This is a genomic window from Vibrio sp. Vb2880 (genome assembly GCF_033337975.1).
GTDB classification, from domain to species: Bacteria; Pseudomonadota; Gammaproteobacteria; order Enterobacterales; family Vibrionaceae; genus Vibrio; species Vibrio alginolyticus.
This window is the reverse complement of record NZ_JAWORT010000009.1, coordinates 1-24,841: the sequence shown is the minus strand read 5'-3', so window position 1 is coordinate 24,841 and position 24,841 is coordinate 1. Positions and strand designations below refer to the sequence as shown.

The 24,841-nt window shown below is 46.1% G+C and carries 10 protein-coding genes; 6 read left to right on the top strand and 4 right to left on the bottom strand.

Annotated features, from left to right (window positions below):
* The first annotated feature begins 60 nt into the window (after positions 1–60).
* Positions 61–729, top strand: coding sequence for a Bax inhibitor-1/YccA family protein (locus R7M92_RS11840; protein WP_318133416.1), 669 nt, complete (start codon positions 61–63; stop codon positions 727–729).
* Between the two features lie 76 nt (positions 730–805).
* Here R7M92_RS11840 and R7M92_RS11835 read toward each other — a convergent pair whose 3' ends face one another.
* On the bottom strand, positions 806–1,180 hold the full coding sequence (locus R7M92_RS11835) for a hypothetical protein (RefSeq protein ID WP_064368435.1): 375 nt from the start codon (positions 1,178–1,180) through the stop codon (positions 806–808).
* Positions 1,181–2,088: 908 nt separating this feature from the next.
* Between R7M92_RS11835 and R7M92_RS11830 the strand changes: the two genes are divergently transcribed.
* The gene (locus R7M92_RS11830) at positions 2,089–2,418 is read left to right on the top strand and encodes a TusE/DsrC/DsvC family sulfur relay protein (protein ID WP_005377396.1); all 330 of its coding nucleotides are present in this window, start codon (positions 2,089–2,091) and stop codon (positions 2,416–2,418) included.
* A gap of 2 nt (positions 2,419–2,420) precedes the next feature.
* Here the strand turns inward: R7M92_RS11830 and yccX are convergent, their stop codons facing one another.
* Entirely contained in the window at positions 2,421–2,693 is a 273-nt protein-coding gene (gene yccX, locus R7M92_RS11825; protein ID WP_262638922.1) for an acylphosphatase, read from the bottom strand.
* A 90-nt stretch (positions 2,694–2,783) separates the two neighbouring features.
* On the opposite strand from yccX, the gene R7M92_RS11820 reads away from it, so the two are divergent.
* Complete coding sequence (locus R7M92_RS11820) at positions 2,784–4,187, top strand: methyl-accepting chemotaxis protein (protein ID WP_064353947.1); 1,404 nt, start codon at positions 2,784–2,786, stop codon at positions 4,185–4,187.
* A gap of 161 nt (positions 4,188–4,348) precedes the next feature.
* Positions 4,349–5,542, top strand: coding sequence for a class I SAM-dependent methyltransferase (locus R7M92_RS11815; RefSeq protein WP_195723091.1), 1,194 nt, complete (start codon positions 4,349–4,351; stop codon positions 5,540–5,542).
* A gap of 70 nt (positions 5,543–5,612) precedes the next feature.
* On the opposite strand, the gene R7M92_RS11810 is transcribed toward R7M92_RS11815, so the two are convergent.
* Positions 5,613–11,759, bottom strand: a complete 6,147-nt coding sequence (locus R7M92_RS11810; RefSeq protein ID WP_318133412.1) for a Calx-beta domain-containing protein — start codon at positions 11,757–11,759, stop codon at positions 5,613–5,615.
* A 401-nt stretch (positions 11,760–12,160) separates the two neighbouring features.
* Between R7M92_RS11810 and R7M92_RS11805 the strand changes: the two genes are divergently transcribed.
* Together R7M92_RS11805 and R7M92_RS11800 are read left to right on the top strand one after the other, a co-directional pair.
* Positions 12,161–13,477, top strand: coding sequence for a TolC family outer membrane protein (locus tag R7M92_RS11805; protein WP_301582869.1), 1,317 nt, complete (start codon positions 12,161–12,163; stop codon positions 13,475–13,477).
* 2 nt (positions 13,478–13,479) lie between these two features.
* A complete protein-coding gene (locus R7M92_RS11800) occupies positions 13,480–14,094 on the top strand; it encodes an OmpA family protein (RefSeq protein WP_031781371.1) in 615 nt (204 codons plus the stop codon).
* An 88-nt stretch (positions 14,095–14,182) separates the two neighbouring features.
* Here the strand turns inward: R7M92_RS11800 and R7M92_RS11795 are convergent.
* A partial coding sequence (locus tag R7M92_RS11795) for a tandem-95 repeat protein (protein ID WP_411974279.1) occupies positions 14,183–24,841 on the bottom strand: 10,659 nt, incomplete at its 5' end.

Here is a 24,841-nt window from a genome sequence, read left to right as displayed (position 1 = left end):
TTTTTTGAACTTTCAGCCCCATAAATGTACCAATAGTAAACTCCCTTATTGAGGATAATTATGAACAGTCCAATGTTTACTCGTTCAACAAGTGTTCCTAATACACTAGAAACTAACAAAGTACTGAAAAACACTTACTTCCTACTGTCGATGACACTGATGATCAGTGCTATCGCAGCAGTCGCGACTATGGCAATGCAAATTTCACCAATCATGGCAATTGTGATGCAGCTTGCAGCGATTGGTATTTTGTTCTTTGTTATGCCAAAGGCAATCAACTCATCATCTGGTATCGTTTGGACATTCGTTTTCACGACTCTAATGGGTGGTGCTTTAGGTCCAATGCTTAACTACTATGCATCAATTCCAAACGGTCCTACTATCATTGCTCAAGCTCTAGGTTTGACTGGTATGGTGTTCCTTGGCCTATCGGCTTACACCATTTCAAGCAAGAAAGATTTCTCTTTCATGCGCAACTTCCTGATGGCAGGTTTGATCATTGTGATCGTTGCAGCGCTGATTAACATCTTCGTTGGTTCAACAATGGCTCACCTAGTAATCAGCAGTGTTTCTGCACTCGTGTTCTCTGGTTTCATCCTATTCGATACAAGTCGTATCGTTCGTGGCGAAGAGACAAACTACATCAGTGCAACAATTTCGATGTACCTAAACATCCTTAACTTGTTCACTAGTCTACTAAGCATTCTAGGCATCATGAACGACGATTAATCGTTTCTCGTTAAGTAGAATCAAAAAGCCCGAAGGTAATTCCTTCGGGCTTTTTCTTTGCAAGTAATTCAGTTTGTTACGCTTGGTCTACCGCCAACTCGATAACTTCGTCAGCTTCTGGGTTTTCTCTAAAGCGTCTCACTTTAATCGTTTCCTCTCCTAACATGATTTGCTTGGCGATTCGGTGCATACCGTCAAAAACACGATAGTCACTGGTTAAGATTACCGGATACGACAAATCAGCTTTGTTGATTCGTTGGCAATGTTTTGCAATTTCACGGCAGGTTGGCTGTGGTCCTTCATGACTAAACCAAGTCACTTCATTTGGGCCTTTTATATCATCAATCGCAATTTCTTCTACAGGTAAGGATTCTGCAAGTTGCCAAATTCGCTCGATGGACCAAGTGGATTTTACATTGTCATTAATCTCAATGTAACGTTGTTTCGACATGACTAACTCCTTGTCATCATTGTTGTTTCTAACCTGAATACAGGCTTTCATTAATCCAATGAGAATATCGGTCTATGAAAACAAACACAACGTTTAAGCTATTAATTCTCAAACAATCGCTATATCGATTGTATGAGCGCTTTATAATCACCTCTCTCAGTTTGTAAACTGATTTCAGGGTATAACTTGTATTAATTCAAACCGCGACTTCGCAATCGCTCATCGACTGATGACAAGAAGCAAAATACTCCAAACGCAACCCACCAATAACCGAACATCTTGAGCGCGGGCAACCAGACTACTGATTTACCAGCTACGCTAAAAAATATGTAGGCCGACATCATCGGTGTCACTAACATGACTCCCCAAGTCAAAAAAAGTAACGGCCCATAGATGTACTGCAACCAAGCATACTTCGGTTTTATAGGATTATGTTTTACAAATCCCGTCAGACATAGAAAAGAGAAAATGCTAAAGCATGCTTGCAGTACCGCCCATCCAATGGAAACGAAAAGATTCGACCACTCCATACACTCCTGAATTGCTCCGTGTTGTTGTTAAGCATGGGTGAACATAACGATTTTTTTCAATTTATTCTTTTGATTTAAAACTAGTTTATATTCGTTGTGATCGACTTATCTAAAACAATAAATATAACTGACAAATCAATCACACCAGGCAAATTGCATAACAATGCAAAACCACCGATATCAACCCCGAAAATTTTCTAACAACACGAATAAAAAAACAAATTTATGCTTAAAATATAATTTAAGAGTATTCAGTTATAGGCCACTACTTTGTACGCTTTTGCTTCGCTCGGCACTACTTCGAGATTCTTTTGTTGAGAACATTCTCGGCTGTCGCTAATCTATAAACATCCATGTTTACTTAACGGATAAAACGTTATGTTCGTTTACAACGGCAAAGAAATTGAAACGGATGCTCAAGGCTACTTATTGGATCATACTCAATGGGAAGAAGGTATGATTGAGCTTTTAGCAAAAGAAGAAGACATCGAGCTTACGGATGCTCATTTGGAAGTTGTGCATTTTGTGCGAGACTTTTATGAAGAGTTTAATACCTCCCCTGCAGTGCGTATGCTTGTGAAAGCGATGGAAAAAGCGCACGGCCCAGAAAAAGGTAACAGTAAGTATCTGTTCAAGCTGTTTAAAAAGGGACCAGCCAAACAAGCAACCAAATTAGCCGGCCTACCAAAGCCAGCTAAATGCTTGTAGATTCATAAAATTTTAAAACCGCGTAACGGCTTATACGACGCAGGCTCCTGCATCACATGCTCTACTATTGCCGTTCGCGGTCCTTCTTGTAACCATTCCGAAAACGCAACTATTTGCGCGTCTGTTCCACACGCCATCACTTCAACATCACCATTGTTTAGGTTCTTCGCATAACCTGTTAACCCTAGCTTCAATCCTTGATGGGAAGTATGGTAACGAAAGCCGACGCCTTGAACGTGACCTTTTACTATAAATCTCTCACACTTTACATTCATCTTTGTACCGCTTCTTTTTACTGAGTGATATATTCTTTTCGTCTATTCACCCCACTAAGGATAGTGGGTTTTTGCACGGTTATTATAATTATGAAAGAAATTCCATTCCGCTGGATTGATAAGTATCTCATTCACTTAAAGATTCAAGAAAAGTTCTATTTGCTCTTCGTTCTCCCTCTTCTCGCTTTAGTCATTCTCACACTCGTCCTTAATAGCGCGGCTAATACACTGATCTCAAGTATGTACCAAGAAGAGCTCATGCTTATGAAAGGTCTGATAGAGGCAGGCAACCTTTCTCAATCTCAAGTAGCAAGCCTCATAGCGGGTTCAGAAACCGTTTCTATTGGCTCTGGTCCGCAATCCGTGTCTGTTTTAAATGGTACGTACAGTTTGGTTGCGAACCATGAACTTTCTTTATGGGCTGCCCTATCAACGACTCAAGTGAGCATCATCTGTGTGAGCTTGTTTATTCTCGCTCTTGGCGTTTACTACATCATGACGTTTATTGGCGGCGCGATGTTCACGATGAACAAAGCATTAAACACCCTTGCGGGTGGCGACTTAACTGCGAGAATGAACTTCTTCCCTGTTCGCGACGAGTTTAGTGAAATTGCTATTACGATAGACAAAGTTGCAGAACGAGAGCAACAAATGGTGCTGTCGATTCAAGAGTCTGTGGCGTTAATGCAACAAATTAGCTCAGACCTGAATCAATCGATTCATCACAGTTCAGATATTTCAGCGACTCAGCAGGAACACCTCAACTCTCTTGCGAGTGCAACTGAACAGATGGCATCAACGATTCGAGAAGTCGCGACACTAGCTCACGATTCAAGCACGCAAACCGATGATGCGCGAAACGTGGCTCAGTCTGGACAAGTGAAAGTTGAGAATACGCTTCACTCGATTTCGAACCTTTCTAATGAGATTCAATCTGCGTCTCAAGCCGTTGCCGAGTTAGATGCCAATGCAGCACAAATTGATGAAGTCGTGACAACCATCAATGGGATCTCCGAGCAAACCAACCTACTTGCTCTGAACGCGGCTATTGAAGCTGCACGTGCTGGAGAACAAGGTCGTGGATTTGCGGTCGTTGCGGATGAGGTTCGCGCTCTTGCGGGACGCACTCAGCAAGCGACAGTTGAAATCCAAACGATGATTGAATCGTTACAGCGTAACAGCCAGTCGCTTACTAAGCTGATGGAAGTGACAGTTAATAATGCAAATGAGGGACAAAACCTCATGACGGAAGTGAATCACGAAATCGGCTCTTTGGCAGATAAAAATCAAACTATCTCCGACAGTAGCATTCAAATTGCAACAGCAGCTGAAGAGCAAGGTGTAGTCGCGGACAATATCGCCTCAAGCGTTGAAGAGATTCGAGTTCAAGCAGATAACGTGTGCAATATGATAAGCACGACTTCACAAAACGTTGATCAACTGCGTAAGCAAAGCGACACCATGGAAGCACTACTTACTGGACTTAAAGCATAGCAACGGAATCTGTTACAGCAAATTCAAATAAAAGGGTCACTTTAGTGACCTTTTTTGTATTTAAAAGTCACTACAATGTACTGGATTGCCGAGGGATATTGCTTTTACCATTCACATCCCGGACAATACGCCCCTTTCAAAATTCAACAAGAGCTAATGAAATGACAGCTGCTATCTATTTGGTTAAAGGTCGTGAGAAATCGGTCAAGCGCAAGCACCCTTGGATCTTCTCTCGAGGCATCAACAAAGTTGAGGGCGAACCTGCTCTTGGCGAAACGGTTGATGTATTCACTCACGACGGTAAATGGCTAGCTAAGGCGGCATATTCGCCAGCTTCACAAATTCGTGCTCGTATTTGGAGTTTTGATAAAGAAGAAATCGACACCGCGTTTTTCGTTAAACGACTTAAAGACGCACAACTTCTTCGTGAAGACATTATCGAACGTGATGGCCTTACGGGTTATCGCCTTATCGCAGCAGAGTCTGACGGCTTACCAGGCGTTACGATCGACCGTTACCAAAATTTCTTTGTGTGCCAACTTCTCAGTGCTGGCGCAGAACACAATAAGCAGGCTATTGTTGACGCTCTGGTTGAGAGCTTCCCTGATTGTAATGTGTACGAGCGCTCTGACGTGGCCGTTCGTAAAAAAGAAGGTTTAAAAGAGATCACGGGCGTCTTGCACGGCGAAGAGCCACCTAAATCGGTCGTCATCGAAGAAAATGGCGTAAAGATTAGTGTAGATATCGTTGGCGGACACAAAACAGGTTTCTACCTAGATCAACGTGATAGTCGCCAGCAAGCGATGAAATATATGAAAGGCAAAGAAGTTCTTAACTGCTTCTCTTACACAGGTGGCTTCGGACTTTACGCTCTAAAAGGTGATGCAAAGCGTGTGATTAACGCTGACGTGTCACAACCTGCTTTAGATACCGCAAAATTCAACGCAGAACTAAACGAGTTTGATATTTCGAAGAAGCGTGCCGTGTTCCTAAATGCAGACGTGTTTAAGCTGCTTCGTGAGTATCGTGATCAAGGAACTCAGTTCGATGTTGTGATCATGGACCCACCGAAGTTCGCAGAGAGCAAAGCACAACTAAACGGCGCATGTCGTGGTTACAAAGACATCAACATGCTAGCAATGCAAATTCTAAAACCGGGCGGCACGCTACTGACCTACTCTTGCTCTGGCTTGATGGATCAAGTTCTGTTCCAGAAAATCATCGCTGATGCAGCCGTAGACGCTAACCGCCAAGTAAAGTTTGTGGAGCGTTTTGAACAAGCCGCTGACCACCCAACCGATACCGCATATCCAGAAGGTTTCTACTTAAAAGGTTTTGCATGTAAAGTGCTTTAATTATTGCCTGAACTTACTGCATTACTAAATGAAAAACGGAGCTTTCGCTCCGTTTTTCATTTTGAATCATTTACTCTCGTAATTGTTCAAGATTAGAAATCAAACTATTGGCAATATCAGAAGCAGAAGCTCCGTCAAAATTAACCTCCAACTGTTGTCCATCTTTATTTATGGTCAGAGTTGAGTTACCTCCACTTTCAGTCACCGCCACCGTGATATCATCCACGCTTCCGTGATAATCGCCAGAGCCGAGATCATCAAGTAATGTGGAAATATCAGTACCACTCATATCATCAAATACATCGGTAAAATCGAGCTGATCCCCGTAACTGAAATCCGTCACGGTGTCAGTTGCGGATTGCATCTCTGTCCACTTGAAGATGTCATCACCTCCGCCACCAGTCAAAATATCATTACCTAGACCACCAATTAGAATATCATTACCATCGGTGCCTACAAGAACATCATCTTGGTCTGTTCCCATGATGATATTAGGCTCTTGCTGTAACGAAGCAGTCTGTGTACCGAAAGCGGTCACTGTTTCAAAAGAGACATTGTTAAAATCAATATCAACGGTTGCAGTGGTATCGCTTTCTAAACCATCTGAGTCAATCGCTTTGTAATCAAACGAGTCGTTTACATTATTAAAACTTGTAATCTGAGTACCAACTAGAGTAAAGCTGGCTTTATCACTTGAACTGTCTGTTTCAGGGAACAAGCGAATCTCATCAAAACTGCCATTACTTAGCGATACGTCAGCGTAACCTTCTTGATTACCAGTAAATACGATGTCACTGGTGTGTATGGTTTGTATATCAACAAGAGTATCGCCCATATAAAAGTATGCTTGAATCCAAGCGCCGCCACTGTTAAACCTATCATTCAAGCTTGCTAGGTTTAACCTTGCTTCTTTAGCTTCAAGCCCTTCATCTAATTCAATGGCAATGAACTCACTCGTACTAATTTCATCCCCTTGGCCAGTTTCGCCCGGTGACACTACAACTAAACCTACCTGCTGAGCGGCAAAGTCAACCTTGATTTGAGCATTATTGATAAAGTCACCATTACCATCAATGGTTCCTCCAAAGAAACTTAAACCGTTAACATCGACTGAATCGGCAATGAAGTCTTTAGAAAATTCATCGAGTAAATCTTGGGAATCAAAGCTTTGCTCATCAAAGAAATCTTCCGTTAGTGCATATCTGACTTCCGTAGTTTCTGGAATCACATCACCAATGTCCAATATGACTTCATTGTTCTGATCATCCAAGTAATAGAGATAGCCATAGTCTGGAAGCGTCGTGACACAGATGCTCGTTTCTTTATCATCTTGAAGATCAAAGTCATCTTCAAAGTCTTGCGCATGTGGTGCAAAGTCAATTAAAGCGTCTCCTCCCACACTAAGGTCAACCGAAATGCCAAAGTCTTCTACTGTCGGAGGTGTATTGTCATCATCAATAATCGTACCAAGGCCTGACGCTGCAGGTGATTGCCCTTGAATCGAACCAGTTAAAACAAAGTTTTCTGAAGATTCATAAATCTGGTCTTCAACAGTGTTTACCGTAACACTAAAGTTAGTATCACTCGCAGGTACCGAGACATCAAACGTTCCATCAGGGTTTACCGCAATAACTTCCGTCGTGTTATCAGCATAAGTAATGGTCACACTCGTAGCGTTAAAATCATCTCCAGCGACAGCGGTTCCGTCTAAGAGAGACATACTAACCATAATCGCAACCGCACTTGCATTACTCAGTGTAACGTTAAATTTCGCATCGTTACCTTCCACCACTTGAATATCCGTAATTTCAGTGACAGTTGGTATGTCTGCATCATCGTTAATCGTTACGGTACCGACAGCAGCAGTTGTTTGCACAGCAGTGGCACCGGATAATGTAAAGTTCTCATCACCCTCATAAATATCATCGTTTAACGTCACCATAGTAACGCTAAATGTTGTGTCTAACGCTGGTACAATGACATCAAACGTACCATCTGGGTTCACTGAAATAACGTCGGTACTACTATCAGCGTAGGTAACGGTTACTGTCGTATTTGTATAATCCGAACCTCCTTCAGCTGTCCCATTTGCTAATGTCATATTAACAACGGTGTTTGTGGTACTTGCATTGCTTAAAGTGACTTCAAGCGTTGCCAGCTCACCCTCACTAACTATGGCATCCGTAATCGCTGCTACAGTCGGGCGGTCATCATCAGGATCTGGTCCTGGGCCACTACCATCATCAACAATAGTACCGGTACCAATCACAGAACCAACTTGGTTATCAGTGTTACCTGATAACGTAAAGATTTCAGGTCCTTCGAATAAGTCATCATCTGTTGTACTTACAGAAACACTATAAGTCGTATCATTTGCGGGCACATCGACAATAAAGCTGCCATCTGGATTTACCGTAACGACTTCTATGCCGCCACTCTCATAAGTAATTGTTACTGAAGTATCGGTGTAATCCACACCGCCTTCTGCTGATCCGTCAGTCAGCATCATATTGACAGTGATGTTGGTGGTGCTTTCATTACTCAACGTTACATCTAGTGTTGCAATATCACCTTCGTTTACCGTTGTAGAGGTAATCGCTGCAACTGTTGGGCGATCGTCATCTGGATCAGGTCCTGGCCCCGAACCATCATCAAGAAGAGTCCCTGTACCCATTGCAGATGTAATTTGAGTGGCAGTTTTACCCGAGAGTGTTAAAGTCTCTGCGCCTTCGAATAGGTCATCATCAATAGTATTGACTGTGACGCTGAATGAGACGTCGTTCGCGGGAACTGAAACATCAAATGTTCCGTTTGCGTTGACAGTAATGACATCTGTTGAGTTATCCGCATAGGTAACTGTAACCGATGTATTGATGTAGTCTATGCCCCCCTCTGCGCTACCATCAGCGAGCACCATATTGACCAAACTTTCACTATCACTAGGGTTACTTAAAGTAACATCAAAAACGATAGGTTCACCTTCATTAACCACTTCACTAGAAATAGAGGCAACGCTGACTGTATCGTTATCAAGAATCGTTACCGTGCCTGTAACCGGAGTTGTTTGTATCTCGGTCTGTCCAATTAATGTGAAATTTTCATCGCTTTCGAACAGCTCATCGTCGGTGGTACTTATCACAACGTCAAAGGTCATATCACCAGCTGGTACGGACACATTAAATGTACCATCAGGGTTCACAGGGATAACGTCTGATGAACTATCTGCATAGGTAACAGTAACAGACGATTTGGTGTAATCTACCCCTCCCTCTGCTGTGCCATCATTAAGTGTCAGATTAACGAGAGTATCCTTAGTGCTTAGGTTACTCAAAGTGACAACCAGCGTAGCAGACTCACCTTCGTTTACGGTTGTATCACTAATTGCCGCAACAACCGGACGGTCATCGTCCGGATCTGGCCCCGGACCACTGCCGTCGTCCACTATCGTTGCCGTACCCGTATCGCTGCCTTGCACCGCGCCAATGCCAGTTACTGTCACACTGAAATCTTCAGGGCCTTCATAAACGGCGTCATCAATGGAAGCGATACGCACATCAAATTCGGTTTGCTCGGCTGGCACCGACACCACGCCATCGTTTGGCACTGTGACCCAACCGCTTCCCGTGTTGTATTCTAGGGTGCCCAAATCTCCAACTTCGGTATCGCCGAGATTAAGACCCAGTTCCACCTGCGTTTCCGCTTCAGAGGCGTTCGATAGCGTCACTTTGAAGTTCGCAGTCTCACCCTCATTAATAGTGCCAGCATCCGTAATAGTCACACTTGGACGGTCATCGTCCGGATCAGGACCTGGACCACTGCCGTCATCCACTATCGTCGCCGTCCCCGTATCACTGCCTTGTACTGCACCAATACCGGTCACCGTCACACTGAAGTCTTCAGGGCCTTCGTAAACAGCGTCATCAATGGAAGCGATACGCACATCAAATTCGGTTTGCTCGGCTGGCACGGTCACCACGCCATCATTTGGTACTGCAACCCAACCGCTTCCGGTGTTGTATTCTAAGGTACCTAAGTCACCGGCTTCGGTATCGCCAAGATTAAGACCCAGTTCCACCTGCGTTTCCGCTTCAGACGCGTTCGATAAGGTGACTTTGAAGTTCGCAGTCTCACCCTCATTAATGGTGCCAGCATCCGTAATAGTCACACTTGGGCGGTCATCATCCGGATCAGGTCCTGGACCACTGCCGTCATCCACTATCGTCGCCGTCCCCGTATCACTGCCTTGTACTGCGCCAATGCCGGTCACCGTCACACTGAAGTCTTCAGGGCCTTCGTAAACAGCGTCGTCAACAGAAGCAATGCGCACATCAAATTCGGTTTGCCCGGCTGGCACCGTCACCACGCCATCGTTTGGCACTGCAACCCAACCACTTCCCGTGTTGTATTCTAAGGTGCCTAAGTCACCGACTTCGGTATCGCCGAGATTAAGACCCAACTCTACTTGCGTTTCCGCTTCAGAGGCGTTCGATAAGGTGACTTTGAAGTTCGCAGTCTCACCCTCATTAATGGTGCCAGCATCGGTAATAGTCACGCTTGGGCGGTCATCATCGGGATCAGGTCCTGGACCACTGCCGTCGTCCACTATCGTCGCCGTCCCCGTATCACTGCCTTGTACCGCCCCAATGCCAGTTACCGTCACACTGAAATCTTCAGGGCCTTCATAAACGGTGTCATCAATGGAAGCGATACGCACATCAAACTCAGTTTGCCCGGCTGGCACCGTTACCACGCCATCGTTTGGCACTGTGACCCAACCGCTTCCCGTGTTGTATTCTAGGGTGCCCAAATCTCCAACTTCGGTATCGCCAAGATTAAGACCCAGTTCCACCTGCGTTTCCGCTTCAGACGCGTTCGATAAGGTGACTTTGAAGTTCGCAGTCTCACCCTCATTAATGGTGCCAGCATCCGTAATAGTCACACTTGGGCGGTCATCATCCGGATCAGGTCCTGGACCACTGCCGTCATCCACTATCGTCGCCGTCCCCGTATCACTGCCTTGTACTGCGCCAATGCCGGTCACCGTCACACTGAAGTCTTCAGGGCCTTCGTAAACAGCATCATCAATGGAAGCGATACGCACATCAAATTCGGTTTGCCCGGCTGGCACCGTCACCACACCATCATTTGGCACTGCAACCCAGCCATTTCCCGTGTTGTATTCTAAGAGACCTAAGTCACCGGCTTCGGTGTCACCTAAGTTGAGAGTCAGTTCAACCTCAACATCTATAGCTGATGGATTAGATAACGACACTTTAAAGCTAGCCGTTTCACCCTCATTAACTATCCCTGCATCGCTCATCGTTACCGTTGGGCGATCATCATCAGGACTTAAACCTGGTCCACTACCATCATCAACAATGGTTGCCACCCCGGTTGCAGGTGTATTTTGTTCTTCTGTTGTGCCAGAAATCGTAAACGTTTCTGGGCCTTCGAATATAGAGTCATCTATAGAGTCGAGAGAAACCGTAAACCCGCTTTCACCTAATGGGACCGAGACTGTAAAAGTACCGTTATCATCAACCAAGATTTCTTCCGTTGTACCATCAGAAAATGTTATGAGAACACGCTCATTAACGTAGTCACTTCCGCTCTCGTCAGTTGAACCGCCAGTTGCGGTGCCATCAAGTAGCGACAAAGTGACATCAGTATTGTCCTCTGTTGCTTGGTTTAAAGTAATATCGAATACAACCTGATCACCTTCGTTGATAGTCGGACTGGATATTTCCTGAACAATTATCGTTGCAGGAATGGGGATTGCTGTTGGTTCTGGTGGTTGTATTTGGAGAATATCGAGTAGCGTCTCTACCTGAGTACTTGAAAATCCTGTTCCGTCAGTTCCCACTGTCTCAAAATTGGTACTAGCGAGTAATTCAGCACCTGTGCGATCTATAGCTCCCGTATTCTGTGGGCTAGACCCGTTTCCTTCACCTGCAGCAGGTTCAAACTCTTCACCCAGCTCAGTCGGGTCTTCCCCACTCGCAATTGCTTCAATTAACGCAGTGATATCATCAGTTACATTTATTGAACTTCCTTGTGGTGTCACCTGCTCGATAACAAGTTCAGAAGTATCTGATACTTCATCGATTATTAACTCTCCTGGTTGAGGTAGTTGACCCTGACCTAAAGTCCTAATCTCCCCGTCCAACCCGATAACGACAATGTTGCCCGCCAATGAGCTAAAAGTTACACGTTCCATATCTACCTCGCCCCACTTCAAACCAAGTCAAAAGTTTGTCACCCCTACATTTACGTCTATAGTTTAGTCAAAATCATCATATTTTCGTTGTATGTGTAGCTTGTAGGACGTTTGATAACTCTAGGGGCAGAGTTACAAAAAAGCGCAGAGTGACACAGGCCGTGAAACGCTATGATATTAAGAATTCAAGCTTTTCTCCGAGCTAAACTTGCTATGTTGCTAAGCAACATTCGACATATGTGCTAAGGTTTTAAAAGGCGAAATCTTGGATTTTTGAAACAAAAGCTTTGTTTTAACAGTAGGTTGATAAATCCCTTACTCAAGCACTGTTATTTATGATGTTTCGTCTCAGTTATGAGATGAAATAGCAAAAAGCAACACGAATTTTTAGGAGAAATACCGTGAAATGGAACCGACTAAATATTGCTTGCTGCTGTAGTTTAATGGTGTCTATACCCGTTTTCGGTCAAACTTTAGAGCAAGCCGTGGCATTGACGTTAAAAAACAACCCTGACATTAAGAGTGCATTTAATGAATTTACGAGCCGAAAATACGTAAATGACGCATCTTCGGGTGCTTACTTGCCCTCTATTGATCTAGATGCGGGTATTGGGTATGAAGGATTAGACCCTTCTGACGAGGTGGGACGTGGAGATACAGATTACACTCGAAAAGAAGCATCGGTGACACTAACCCAACTTATCTGGGACGGCAGTGCGACTCTTAATGATATCGACCGAACTGCAGCGGATGCTGAATCAGTAAGATTTCAACTTTTGGCCGACGCATCGGATAAAGCACTTGAAGTCACCAAAGTGTATCTAGACGCTGTAAAAGCTTACGAAATACTCAAGCTGTCTGAAAACAACCTGGCTGTTCACAAAGATATCTACGATGACATTAAAAAACGAGTCAACTCGGGTATCGGCTCTACCGCTGACTTAACGCAAGTAGAAGCACGTTTGGCAAAAGCACACGGCAACTTAGCCGCTGCTCAAAATAACCTGTATGACTCTCACACGATGTTCACTCGTTTAGTCGGTCAAACACCGCAAGGGCTAATCTTTCCGAGAGCGGACCAAAACTTTATTCCGTACACAATTGATGAAGCGGTAGGCTTGGCATTTGAACTGCACCCCGTTATTCAAGTCGCACTCGCAGACGTAGACTCGGCTAAGTTTCAATACAAACAGTCTAAAGGTGTTAACTACCCAACCATTTCCATTGAAGCTTCGCAAACATGGCGTGACGACGCTGATGGTTTAAAAGGTCGCAGTGATGAGACACTTGCCATGCTGCGCCTACGCTACAACCTATTCAATGGCGGCAGTGATGCAGCGAACTCAGAAAACTTCGCCTACCAGCTAAATAAAGCAAAAGACTTGCGTGAAGGTGCCTATCGCAATGTTGAAGAAGGGTTAAGACTTTCTTGGAGTGCGCTTGATTTAACATTACAACAAAAAGAGTTTCTATCAGATCATGTAGACTCTGCGTCTGAGACCGTAATTGCTTACGAGAAGCAATATCGCATCGGTAAACGGACACTCCTTGATCTATTGAACACTGAAAACGAGCTCTTTGAGGCGCGTAAAGACTACTTAGATTCTAAATACGCAGAGCAGTACGCCAAATATCGAGTGATGAACGCAACAGGTCAACTGTTGAGTGCATTAAGGGTCGAAATGCCTAAAGAATGGCTAGAAGAAGTGGAGTATTAATTATGAAACACATAACTCTTATTGCACTCTCATTGATGATTTCGGCATGCAGTTCATCCGATAAAGGCGATGAGTATGATTACATCGATACGCCAATTGCCGATCAGTGGGCTGATCATATAGATGATGACTCAGACGGTGTTATTAACGAGCGCGATTTGTGTCCGGGTACTCCTTTAGGAGCCGAGATAGATAACGATGGCTGCGGTTCGTATGTCGACTCCTCACAAGAAATGCAAATTCGAGTCCTATTTGCGAACGATTCCGATGTTATCAACCCTATCTTTACGCAACAAATTCGTGAGTTGTCCGATTTCTTGAAAGAGTACCCAAATACGTCTATCGAGATTCAGGGCTATGCTAGTCGCACTGGTACTGCAGAACACAATCTCGACTTATCCAAGCGCCGGGCTGAGAACGTTAGAAAAGAACTCATGACGAATGGTATTAGTGGGGATAGAGTTACCATTGTGGGCTATGGAGACACAGTGCTTGCAACACAAGGAACCGACCAAGTGAGTCACGCGCTAAACCGTCGAGTAACCGCAACAGTGATTGGTCACAAGGGTGAAGTTAAGAAAGAATGGACCGTTTTCACTACACTTCCAAAAAGCTAACACAACCATAAACAGAACGTAAAAATAAAAGGTCTAGCAAATTGCTAGACCTTTTTTGATTTTCAATTTTACCTAAATGGTAACGCCACTACATATCTTTGTATTGCGCCTCTAAACTTGCAATCAAGCTTTGAGTCACATCATCAACACTTGCACCGTCAAAATGGATGTCTAATGTCGAGCTACCTTTTGTAATACTCAGGTTTGCCTCAGAGCTGCCATCTGGTGCCACTTCTACGTGATACTCTCCGACATCACCGGTATGATCACCTGATTGAAGATCATTAAGAAGCTCTCCAATTTCATCTTTAGATAAGTCATCAAAGAGATCAGAGAAGTCTAGAGTGTCTTCATCTTTATTGAAGTCAGTGACAGTGTCGCGTTCATTGGACACATCAACCCATTTAAAGATGTCTTCACCGTCCCCCCCTGTCAAAATATCATTGCCGAAACCACCAATTAAAATATCATTATCTGCACCACCGAACAGCTTGTCGTCACCGCCTTGTCCAAACAAAATATCATCTCCTGAACCACCAGAGATGGTATCTGCCTGGTCATAATAACGAGACTGTTCAAATTCTGCTTGGTTTTCAGTAATGTAGTGATGAACTTCTTCTTTGGTAACCAACGAAACATCCTTACCTAGTTGAGAAGCTACGTAGTTTTGCAGCGCGGAAACTCCTTGCTCACCATCGACGTCGAAACGCATGGCATCACCAAAAATAATGTCATTTCCATCAAGGCTGTTAATCTCATCTTTGCCTTGCATCAATGAAACTTCCTTACCAAGGATCACTGCTGCTAGTTGGTTTACATCTATGTTAGCTCTTACTACACCATCAGAGTCGAAGTTTTCTAACGAATCTTCATCTAAGTAGCGACCAAGACCTATCGAACGAACCTCACTAAATTCAGCCAATGCTTGATATGCGTTATTCGCTTGAGATAGAACATTATTTCCATAATCATCATAGACATATGAGTTAAGCATTCTCCCCACCTGTTCACCAGTAGAGAGCGAATACACCGCCCCGCGAAAATCTATGATTGTTTTATTGTTGTATGTGACTGTATCACCAAACCTGTAATCACTTGGCAAGACATCCGCTAGCGTCACTAACTTTTGTTCTGACACGCCAAGTACGACACCCTCCCAACCACTAAACCAACTCGTATTGTTATCCGTAGCTTGGTTTGGTTGACCATCAGATATGAAATAACTTAGGTTTGTTGCGCCACTATCGGCATTAGCAAACCAGTCTAGTGCAGATTGGAACCCGGCTTCATAATTTGTATTACCATCACCGATTTGTAAAATTGCATCCAATGTAGACTCTATTTGCGATGTTGCGTTGTCAGCACTCAAATCTAATTCAAGTACCTGAGAGCTCCCAGTAGCAAATGTGGTCAATAAAACGTTCACTTTGCCCGAATGAGGGCCACTAGCACTTTCGGTAAGAGTATTCAGCACTGTTTTTAGCTCACCTAGCGCTAGACCAACGTCGTAACCCATGCTGCCTGATGTATCGAGCATAAAAGCAATGTTGTAGTCCTGCCCCTCGACAATCTGTAATCCTTGAACATCGCCAACAATCACATCATTGCTATCAGATCCAGCTATCTTGTTATCACCATGCGTACCGGAAACAAAATCATAATCTCGAACTGAAACAGAAGCCGTGTCCGTTCCCATTTGAGTATTGTTATTAACTTCAACACTTCCTGCCGTCGCTGTTACATCAAAATCTAACGAACCATTGTAATCGGCTGGTACAGTAATCGTACCGCTTAGTTGATGACTGGTTTGATTTGGTTCACTTGAAAGGTCAACCGTGTAAGAACCATCGCTGTTTTCAGTAACCGTTTTGCCATTCACCTCTAATGTTAGCCCTGAAGGAATTCCCGTTAAGGTGACGCTATCGTTAATGAATGACTCACTGCCATCCACATCGATAAGATCAAGGTTCAGGTCAAAAGAGACTTGCTGCTCTGTAAGTACAACATACTCTCCTGTGTTGTTATTTAGCTTGATAATGGCATCTTGGAAGATAAGTTGTTCAATTTCATAAAGGTGGTCACCCGACTCTTTATGAGTGCTCGAAACAACATCTTTTGTATCAATAAATCGGCTATCTTCGACAATCCAATACGGGACCTCTGAGTGGTCAGATGCAGGGTAATAGTTGAAGTTGTAATCAGACAACTTGCCAGAGTAAACAACTGTGTCCGTCTCCGCTTGATCATCTAATGAACCAATACCGCCATAGGTAGAATCATTACCTCCTCCAGTCACAAAGATATCACTGCCTTGAGCATCAACGTTCGCACCTGCTTGTTGATCTCCGACAAAGCTCAGTGGCGATTCAGTGTCACCGCTTAGCATTAAGTCATTACCAACATGTCCGTTATTAAACGTTTGTGTCACCACATGTTCAAAGTCAAGCCCTGGTAAATTACTTGCCTCAAGCAGATCTTTAAGTTCTTCGTCTGTAGACCAGCTTCCGCCTAGTGTCACAGGTACAGACGTTACTGGACCGAAAGTAAGGTCAATCTTAATTGGGTCCGCGACAGGCTCTATGTCGATACTCAACGTACCTGAAGCAGAAGAATTGCCATCACTAACCGTGAAATGAATCTGCTCGTAAGTATCCAAGCCGTTCCCAACACCATCTTTATCGAAAACATCTGCACCAGATTCATGTTCAGCAGGAACGTAGCGAACAAGACCATTTTCGATATCAGAAGCGAGCACACTGCCAGAAACCTCTTCCCAACCATCAGAACCTTTCACTTGCAGTGAGCCATTTAGAGCAGAAGTGTCAAACTCAACACTTATACTACTATCAACGATGCCTAAATGTTCTAGTGTTATAACAATAGCTTCGTCTTCTAATCCGGAAATTTCGTTGCTTTGAACTGCTGGCGGAACATCATTATCATCAATATAGCCAACGCCAGATACATCTCCGACTTTAATCACAAGACTCTCTGTTGATTCAACCAACTGATCATCAATACTTGGAATGGTAATCTCAAACCCATTCACTCCGGCTGGAACAATAAGGTATCCGCCCAAATACTTCACGCCATTAGTAAAAGTTGCGTTCGACAAATCAATGTCTTGAGAGCTCATACTAGAACCCTCTGCAGAGAAATCCACTTGATACTTAACGGTCTGATCTGTTGCGTTATTTAGAGCAACAGAAAACGTGACATCGTCACCCTCAACAACAGTAACACCTGCAATGCTCTCCACCACAGGTCCATTTTCCGCAACATTACCATCTAGTATTTCGTTAACGATATTGACCGTAGATGGATCACTAACACCACTTTCAGAATCGACTGCCACATATCCAAAGCTATCTCCGGCAGGAATACCTTCTACATAACGTAACTCCCAGTTCCCTTCATTTTTCGTAGAAAAATCTAACTGAGTAATGACCGAACCTTCAGGAAGAGCTAGATCTTGCCCAAAACCAACGCTTGTTTCTTGGAATAGCATGAAGTTGCCTTCAGGCTTCAAGAACTCGAACGTTTGAGTCTGTTCGATATTATTTGAATCTAAATACGTAACCGTAATAAGCGCAGCGTTGTCATCACCGTAATCAAACAATCCACCTAATCCATCTAAGCCAAGGTTTACGCTGCCCACAGGGTTACTAGACAAATCGATCGTAATTGTCTCGCCTTTCTCAATACCCTGCCCATCATTGTCAGCAATACCGTTTCCGATATGTGACACTTGGCGGTTGTATTGAGCAAGTTCACCACTATCAGAAGATATAGTGATGGAGGAACCATTAACTAAATGCTCAGTACGGGAGTGTGATGGACCTCCGTCCTCACTTAGCCCCCAATTATTGAAATCTGTTGTAGACTCGGAACTATTTGGTGTATCTGGGCGATCCTTGATACCTAATAAGAAACCCACATTATCAGCTTCATAGTAAAGGCTATCTTTTTCATAAAGAGTGTCACTGACTTCTTTTATTTCATGCAGTTCACCGTTGTTATCTCTGAAGAACAATGTTCCTGAGGCCGGTAGTTCAGTAATCCGCACATGCAAATCGTTGCCATTTAAGTCATCTTCAATATCCGCTATATGATCCTGAGAGTCACCATCACCTAAAGGTTTCGTATCAGTATCAAATACAACTTGCGTCAAAGGCTTGTCAGTAACATGCGTAAAGTCCTCACTGTCAGGCCTGTCATTTACTGGTGTGACATCGACGTTCACCGTGGTGGACTCCGATACCCCACCGGAGGTGACGATGTAGGTAAAGCTGTCTGTACCGTGGTAGTTGTCGTTTGGCGTGTAGGTCACGCTGCCGTCCGGGTTGACCGAGACCGTGCCGTTGGCTGGACCGTTGTTGGTATCCAGCGACACCACTTTATCGTCGCCTTCGAACGTGTCGTTACCTAAGACCTTGATGATGGTCGGCGTGTCTTCCACTACCGTCGCTTTATCTGCCACGATGTCCGCCACAGGGGCTACCGTGAAGTTCACCGTTTGGCTAACGCTTTCACCGCTTGGGTCGGTAGCCGTAAAGGTCAACGCTTCTGAGCCGTTCCAGTCTGCCGTTGGGCTAATGGTCGCGATGCCATTTTCAATCGACACCAACACGTTGCTGTTGCCAGAGACGCTAAACGTTAACTCGCCATCCACGTTATCCACATCGCTGAAAGCGGTATTTAGATCGATGCTGTATGGCGTAAAGTCTTCCGCCAAGGCTTGGTCTGCAATGCTGCTTTCAACCACAGGCGTGTCGTTCACCGCATTCACGGTGACGTTGACCGTCGCTTGGTCAGTCAGCGCACCATCGGTGACGGTGTAAGTGATTTCAGCATCGCCATGGAAGTTCTCAGCCGGTGTGAACACCAACTTGCCGTCAACAATTTCAACCTTACCTTGTGCTTCAGGTACAGACGCTGATTGGATAGACAGCGTATCGCCATCAATATCGGTGTCGTTTGGCAGCACATCAACCGTTACTGGCGTGTCTTCGTCAGTAATCGCCGTGTCATTGGTCGCCACTGGCGCATCGTTCACTGGTGTGACATCGACGTTCACCGTGGTGGACTCCGATACCCCACCGGAGGTGACGATGTAGGTGAAGCTGTCTGTGCCGTGGTAGTTGTCGTTTGGCGTGTAGGTTACGCTGCCGTCCAGGTTGACCGAGACCGTGCCGTTCGCTGGACCGTTATTGGTATCCAGCGACACCACTTTGTCGTCGCCTTCAAACGTGTCGTTACCTAAAACCTTGATGATGGTTGGCGTGTCTTCCACGACCGTCGCTTTGTCTGCCACGATGTCCGCCACTGGCGCAACCGTAAAGTTCACCGTTTGGCTAACGCTTTCGCCGCTTGGATCGGTAGCCGTAAAGGTCAGCGCTTCAGAGCCGTTCCAGTCCGCAGTTGGGCTAATGGTCGCAATGCCATTTTCAATCGAAGCCAACACGTTGTTGTTGCCGGACACTGAGAAGTTCAGTGCCGAGTCGCTGTCTTTAAATGCGTCGTTTAAATCAATCGTGTAGATCGTAAAATCTTCTGCTAACACTTGATCTGAAATGACATTATCGACTGTTGGTGCATCGTTAACGCGATTCACAATCAAACTATCACTGTCGCTAACCGTTGGATTAACACCATCCGATACTGATGCGCTGATCGTTAGGTCTTTAAGGTTGAGTTCGTCGTTGTTAACCGCGTCAACACCCGCTTGAGTCAGTTTGACTTCATCGCCAACTAACGCAAAGTAGCCGTTTGAGTTGTTTTCTAAAGAAACGGTTAATTGCTCTTCTGGCGTATCGGTATCAGCGACTTCCAACGTTGCCACTACCGTATCGGTACTCACTGCGTCTTCAGTGATACTTTCTACAGCATCGACCTTGATCGTTGGCGCATCGTTCACTGGATTAACGGTAACGGCTACTTTCGCTTGGTCAGTCAGCGAACCATCGGTGATGGTGTAAGTGACTTCGGCATCACCATTGAAGTTCTCGGCCGGTGTGAAGACCAGTTTGCCGTCAACAATCTCGACTGTCCCTTGGTCACTCGGCACAGACGCTGATTGGATAGACAGCGTATCGCCATCAATATCGGTGTCGTTTGGTAGGACATCAATTGTCACTGGCGTGTCTTCGTCAGTAACAGCGGTATCATCGTTTGCCACTGGCGCATCATTCACTGGCGTCACATCGACGTTCACTGTAGTGGACTCCGATACCCCACCTGAGGTAACGATGTACGTGAAGCTGTCTGCCCCGTGGTAGTTGTCGTTTGGCGTGTAGGTCACGCTGCCATCCGGGTTGACCGAGACCGTGCCGTTGGCTGGGCCGTTATTGCTATCCAGCGACACCACTTTGTCGTCGCCTTCAAACGTGTCGTTACCTAAGACCTTGATGATGGTTGGCGTGTCTTCCACAACCGTCGCGTTGTCTGCCACGATGTCCGCCACAGGCGCAACTGTGAAGTTCACCGTTTGGCTAACGCTTTCACCGCTTGGATCGGTGGCCGTAAAGGTTAACGCTTCTGAGCCGTTCCAGTCTGCGGTTGGAGTGAACGTAGCAATACCGTTGACGATCGCCACTTGAATGTTGCTATTACCAGAGACGCTAAACGTTAACTCGCCATCCACATTATCCACATCACTGAAAGCGGTGTTTAGATCGATGCTGTATGGTGTGAAATCTTCCGCCAAGGTTTGGTCTGCAATGCTACTTTCAACCACAGGCGTGTCGTTCACCGCATTTACGGTGACGTTGACCGTCGCTTGGTCGGTCAGTGCACCATCGGTCACGGTGTAAGTGATTTCGGCGTCACCATTGAAGTTCTCAGCCGGTGTGAAGACCAATTTGCCGTCAACAATCTCGACTGTGCCTTGCGCTTCAGGTACAGACGCTGATTCAATCGACAGCTTATCGCCATCAATATCAGTGTCGTTTGGTAGGACATCAATCGTGACAGCGGTATCTTCTTGTGTTGTTGCCGTGTCATCGTTTGCCACTGGCGCATCATTGACTGGTGTGACATCGACGTTCACCGTGGTGGACTCCGATACTCCGCCCGATGTAACGATATAAGTGAAGCTGTCTGTCCCGTGGTAGTTGTCGTTTGGTGTATAAGTGACGCTGCCGTCCGGGTTGACCGAGACCGTGCCGTTGGCTGGACCGTTATTGGTATCGAGCGACACCACTTTGTCGTTGCCTTCGAACGTGTCGTTACCTAAAGCCTTAATGATAGTTGCCGTGTCTTCCACAACCGTCGCTTTGTCTGCCACGATGTCCGCCACAGGCGCAACCGTAAAGTTCACCGTTTGGCTAACGCTTTCGCCGCTTGGATCGGTGGCCGTAAACGTCAACGCTTCTGAGCCGTTCCAGTCTGCGGTTGGAGTGAACGTAGCAATACCGTTGACGATCGCCACTTGAATGTTGCTGTTGCCAGAAACGCTGAAGCTCAGATCGCCATCCACGTTATCCACGTCGCTGAACGCGGTATTTAGATCGATGCTGTATGGCGTAAAGTCTTCTGCCAAGGCTTGGTCTGCGATGCTACTTTCAACCACAGGCGTGTCGTTCACCGCATTCACGGTGACGTTGACCGTCGCTTGGTCAGTCAGTGCACCATCAGTAATCGTGTAAGTGATTTCAGCGTCACCATGGAAGTTCTCAGCCGGTGTGAAGACCAGTTTTCCATCAATAATTTCGACTTTACCTTGGTCACTCGGCACAGACGCCGAATCAATGCTTAACGTATCGCCATCAATGTCGGTGTCGTTTGGTAGGACATCAATCGTCACTGGCGTATCTTCGTCAGTAACGGCGGTATCATCGTTTGCCACTGGCGCATCATTCACTGGCGTCACATCGACGTTCACTGTAGTGGACTCCGATACCCCACCTGAGGTAACGATGTACGTGAAGCTGTCTGCCCCGTGGTAGTTGTCGTTTGGCGTGTAGGTCACGCTGCCATCCGGGTTGACCGAGACCGTGCCGTTGGCTGGGCCGTTATTGCTATCCAGCGACACCACTTTGTCGTCGCCTTCGAACGTGTCGTTACCTAAAACCTTAATGATAGTTGCCGTGTCTTCCACAACCGTCGCTTTATCTGCCACGATATCCGCCACTGGCGCAACCGTAAAGTTCACCGTTTGGCTAACGCTTTCGCCGCTTGGATCGGTGGCAGTAAACGTCAACGCTTCTGAGCCGTTCCAGTCTGCCGTTGGGCTAATGGTCGCGATGCCATTTTCAATCGACACCAACACGTTGTTGTTGCCAGAAACGCTGAAGCTCAGCTCGCCATCCACGTTATCCACATCGCTGAAGGCCGTATTCAGATCGATGCTGTATGGCGTAAAGTCTTCCGCCAAGGTTTGGTCTGCAATGCTGCTCTCAACCACTGGCGTGTCGTTTACGGCATTTACGGTGACATTGACCGTCGCTTGGTCAGTCAGTGCACCATCGGTCACGGTGTAAGTGATTTCAGCATCGCCATGGAAGTTCTCAGCCGGTGTGAAGACCAGTTTTCCATCAATAATTTCGACTTTACCTTGGTCACTCGGCACAGACGCCGAATCAATGCTTAACGTATCGCCATCAATGTCGGTGTCGTTTGGCAGAACATCAATTGTCACTGGCGTGTCTTCGTCAGTAACAGCTGTATCATCTTTTGCCACTGGCGCATCGTTGACTGGTGTGACATCGACGTTCACCGTGGTGGACTCTGATACCCCACCCGACGTAACGATGTAGGTGAAGCTGTCAGCCCCATGGTAGTTGTCATTCGGCGTGTAAGTGACGCTGCCATCCGGGTTGACCGAGACCGTGCCGTTCGCTGGACCGTTATTGGTATCCAGCGACACCACTTTGTCGTCGCCTTCGAACGTGTCGTTACCTAAAACCTTAATGATAGTTGCCGTGTCTTCCACAACCGTCGCGTTGTCTGCCACGATGTCCGCCACTGGCGCAACTGTGAAGTTCACCGTTTGGCTAACGCTTTCGCCGCTTGGATCGGTGGCGGTAAACGTCAGCGTTTCTGAGCCGTTCCAGTCTGCGGTTGGAGTGAACGTAGCAATGCCATTGACGATAGCCACTTGAATGTTGCTGTTGCCAGAAACGCTAAACGTTAACTCACTATCCACGTTATCCACATCGCTGAAAGCGGTATTCAGATCGATGCTGTATGGCGTAAAGTCTTCTGCCAAGGTTTGGTCTGCAATGCTACTTTCAACCACAGGTGTGTCGTTCACCGCATTCACGGTGACGTTGACCGTCGCTTGGTCAGTCAGTGAACCATCGGTAACGGTGTAAGTGATTTCAGCATCGCCATTGAAGTTCTCAGCTGGTGTGAACACCAATTTGCCATCAACAATTTCGACTTTACCTTGTGCTTCAGGTACAGACGCTGATTCAATCGACAGCGTATCACCATCAATATCAGTATCGTTTGGCAGAACATCAATCGTCACTGGCGTGTCTTCGTCAGTAACGGCATTGTCATTGGTCGCCACTGGCGCGTCGTTCACTGGTGTGACATCGACGTTCACCGTGGTGGACTCACTGACCCCACCCGACGTGACGATGTACGTGAAGCTGTCTGTACCATGGTAGTTATCGTTCGGCGTGTAGGTCACGCTGCCGTCCGAGTTGACTGAGACCGTGCCGTTAGCTGGACCGTTATTGCTATCCAGCGACACCACTTTATCGTCGCCTTCAAACGTGTCGTTACCTAAAACCTTGATGATGGTCGGCGTGTCTTCCACAACCGTCGCGTTGTCTGCCACGATGTCTGCCACAGGCGCTACTGTGAAGTTCACCGTTTGGCTAACGCTTTCGCCGCTTGGATCGGTGGCCGTAAACGTTAGGGTTTCTGAGCCGTTCCAGTCTGCCGTTGGGCTAATGGTCGCAATGCCATTTTCTATTGAGACATTGACATTACTGTTGCCAGAAACGCTAAACGTTAACTCGCCATCCACGTTATCCACATCACTGAAGGCCGTATTCAGATCGATGCTGTATGGCGTAAAGTCTTCTGCCAAGGTTTGGTCTGCAATGCTGCTTTCAACCACAGGTGTGTCGTTCACCGCATTCACGGTGACGTTAACCGTCGCTTGGTCGGTCAGTGCACCATCGGTCACGGTGTAAGTGATTTCGGCGTCGCCATGGAAGTTCTCAGCCGGTGTGAACACCAGTTTTCCATCAATAATTTCGACTTTACCTTGTGCTTCAGGTACAGACGCCGATTGGATAGACAGCGTATCGCCATCAATATCGGTGTCGTTTGGCAGAACATCAATCGTCACTGGCGTGTCTTCGTCAGTAACAGCGGTATCATCTTTTGCCACTGGCGCGTCATTCACTGGCGTGACATCGACGTTCACCGTGGTAGATTCCGATACCCCACCCGACGTAACGATGTAGGTGAAGCTGTCTGCCCCGTGGTAGTTGTCGTTTGGCGTGTAGGTCACGCTGCCATCCGGGTTGACCGAGACCGTGCCGTTGGCTGGGCCGTTATTGCTATCCAGCGACACCAATTTGTCGTCGCCTTCGAACGTGTCGTTACCTAAAACCTTGATGATGGTTGGTGTGTCTTCCACAACCGTCGCGTTGTCTGCCACGATGTCTGCCACAGGCGCCACTGTGAAGTTCACCGTTTGGCTTACGCTTTCGCCGCTTGGATCGGTAGCCGTAAACGTTAACGCTTCTGAGCCGTTCCAGTCTGCGGTTGGAGTGAACGTAGCAAT

Excerpts from the sequence above, each read along its gene's own strand:
- R7M92_RS11815 (WP_195723091.1), top strand. The coding sequence starts at position 4,349 with ATGACAGCTGCTATCTATTTGGTTAAAGGTCGTGAGAAATCGGTCAAG.
- yccX (WP_262638922.1), bottom strand. The coding sequence starts at position 2,693 with ATGAATGTAAAGTGTGAGAGATTTATAGTAAAAGGTCACGTTCAAGGC.
- R7M92_RS11800 (WP_031781371.1), top strand. The coding sequence starts at position 13,480 with ATGAAACACATAACTCTTATTGCACTCTCATTGATGATTTCGGCATGC.
- R7M92_RS11835 (WP_064368435.1), bottom strand. The coding sequence starts at position 1,180 with ATGTCGAAACAACGTTACATTGAGATTAATGACAATGTAAAATCCACT.
- R7M92_RS11810 (WP_318133412.1), bottom strand. The coding sequence starts at position 11,759 with ATGGAACGTGTAACTTTTAGCTCATTGGCGGGCAACATTGTCGTTATC.
- R7M92_RS11830 (WP_005377396.1), top strand. The coding sequence starts at position 2,089 with ATGTTCGTTTACAACGGCAAAGAAATTGAAACGGATGCTCAAGGCTAC.
- R7M92_RS11840 (WP_318133416.1), top strand. The coding sequence starts at position 61 with ATGAACAGTCCAATGTTTACTCGTTCAACAAGTGTTCCTAATACACTA.
- R7M92_RS11820 (WP_064353947.1), top strand. The coding sequence starts at position 2,784 with ATGAAAGAAATTCCATTCCGCTGGATTGATAAGTATCTCATTCACTTA.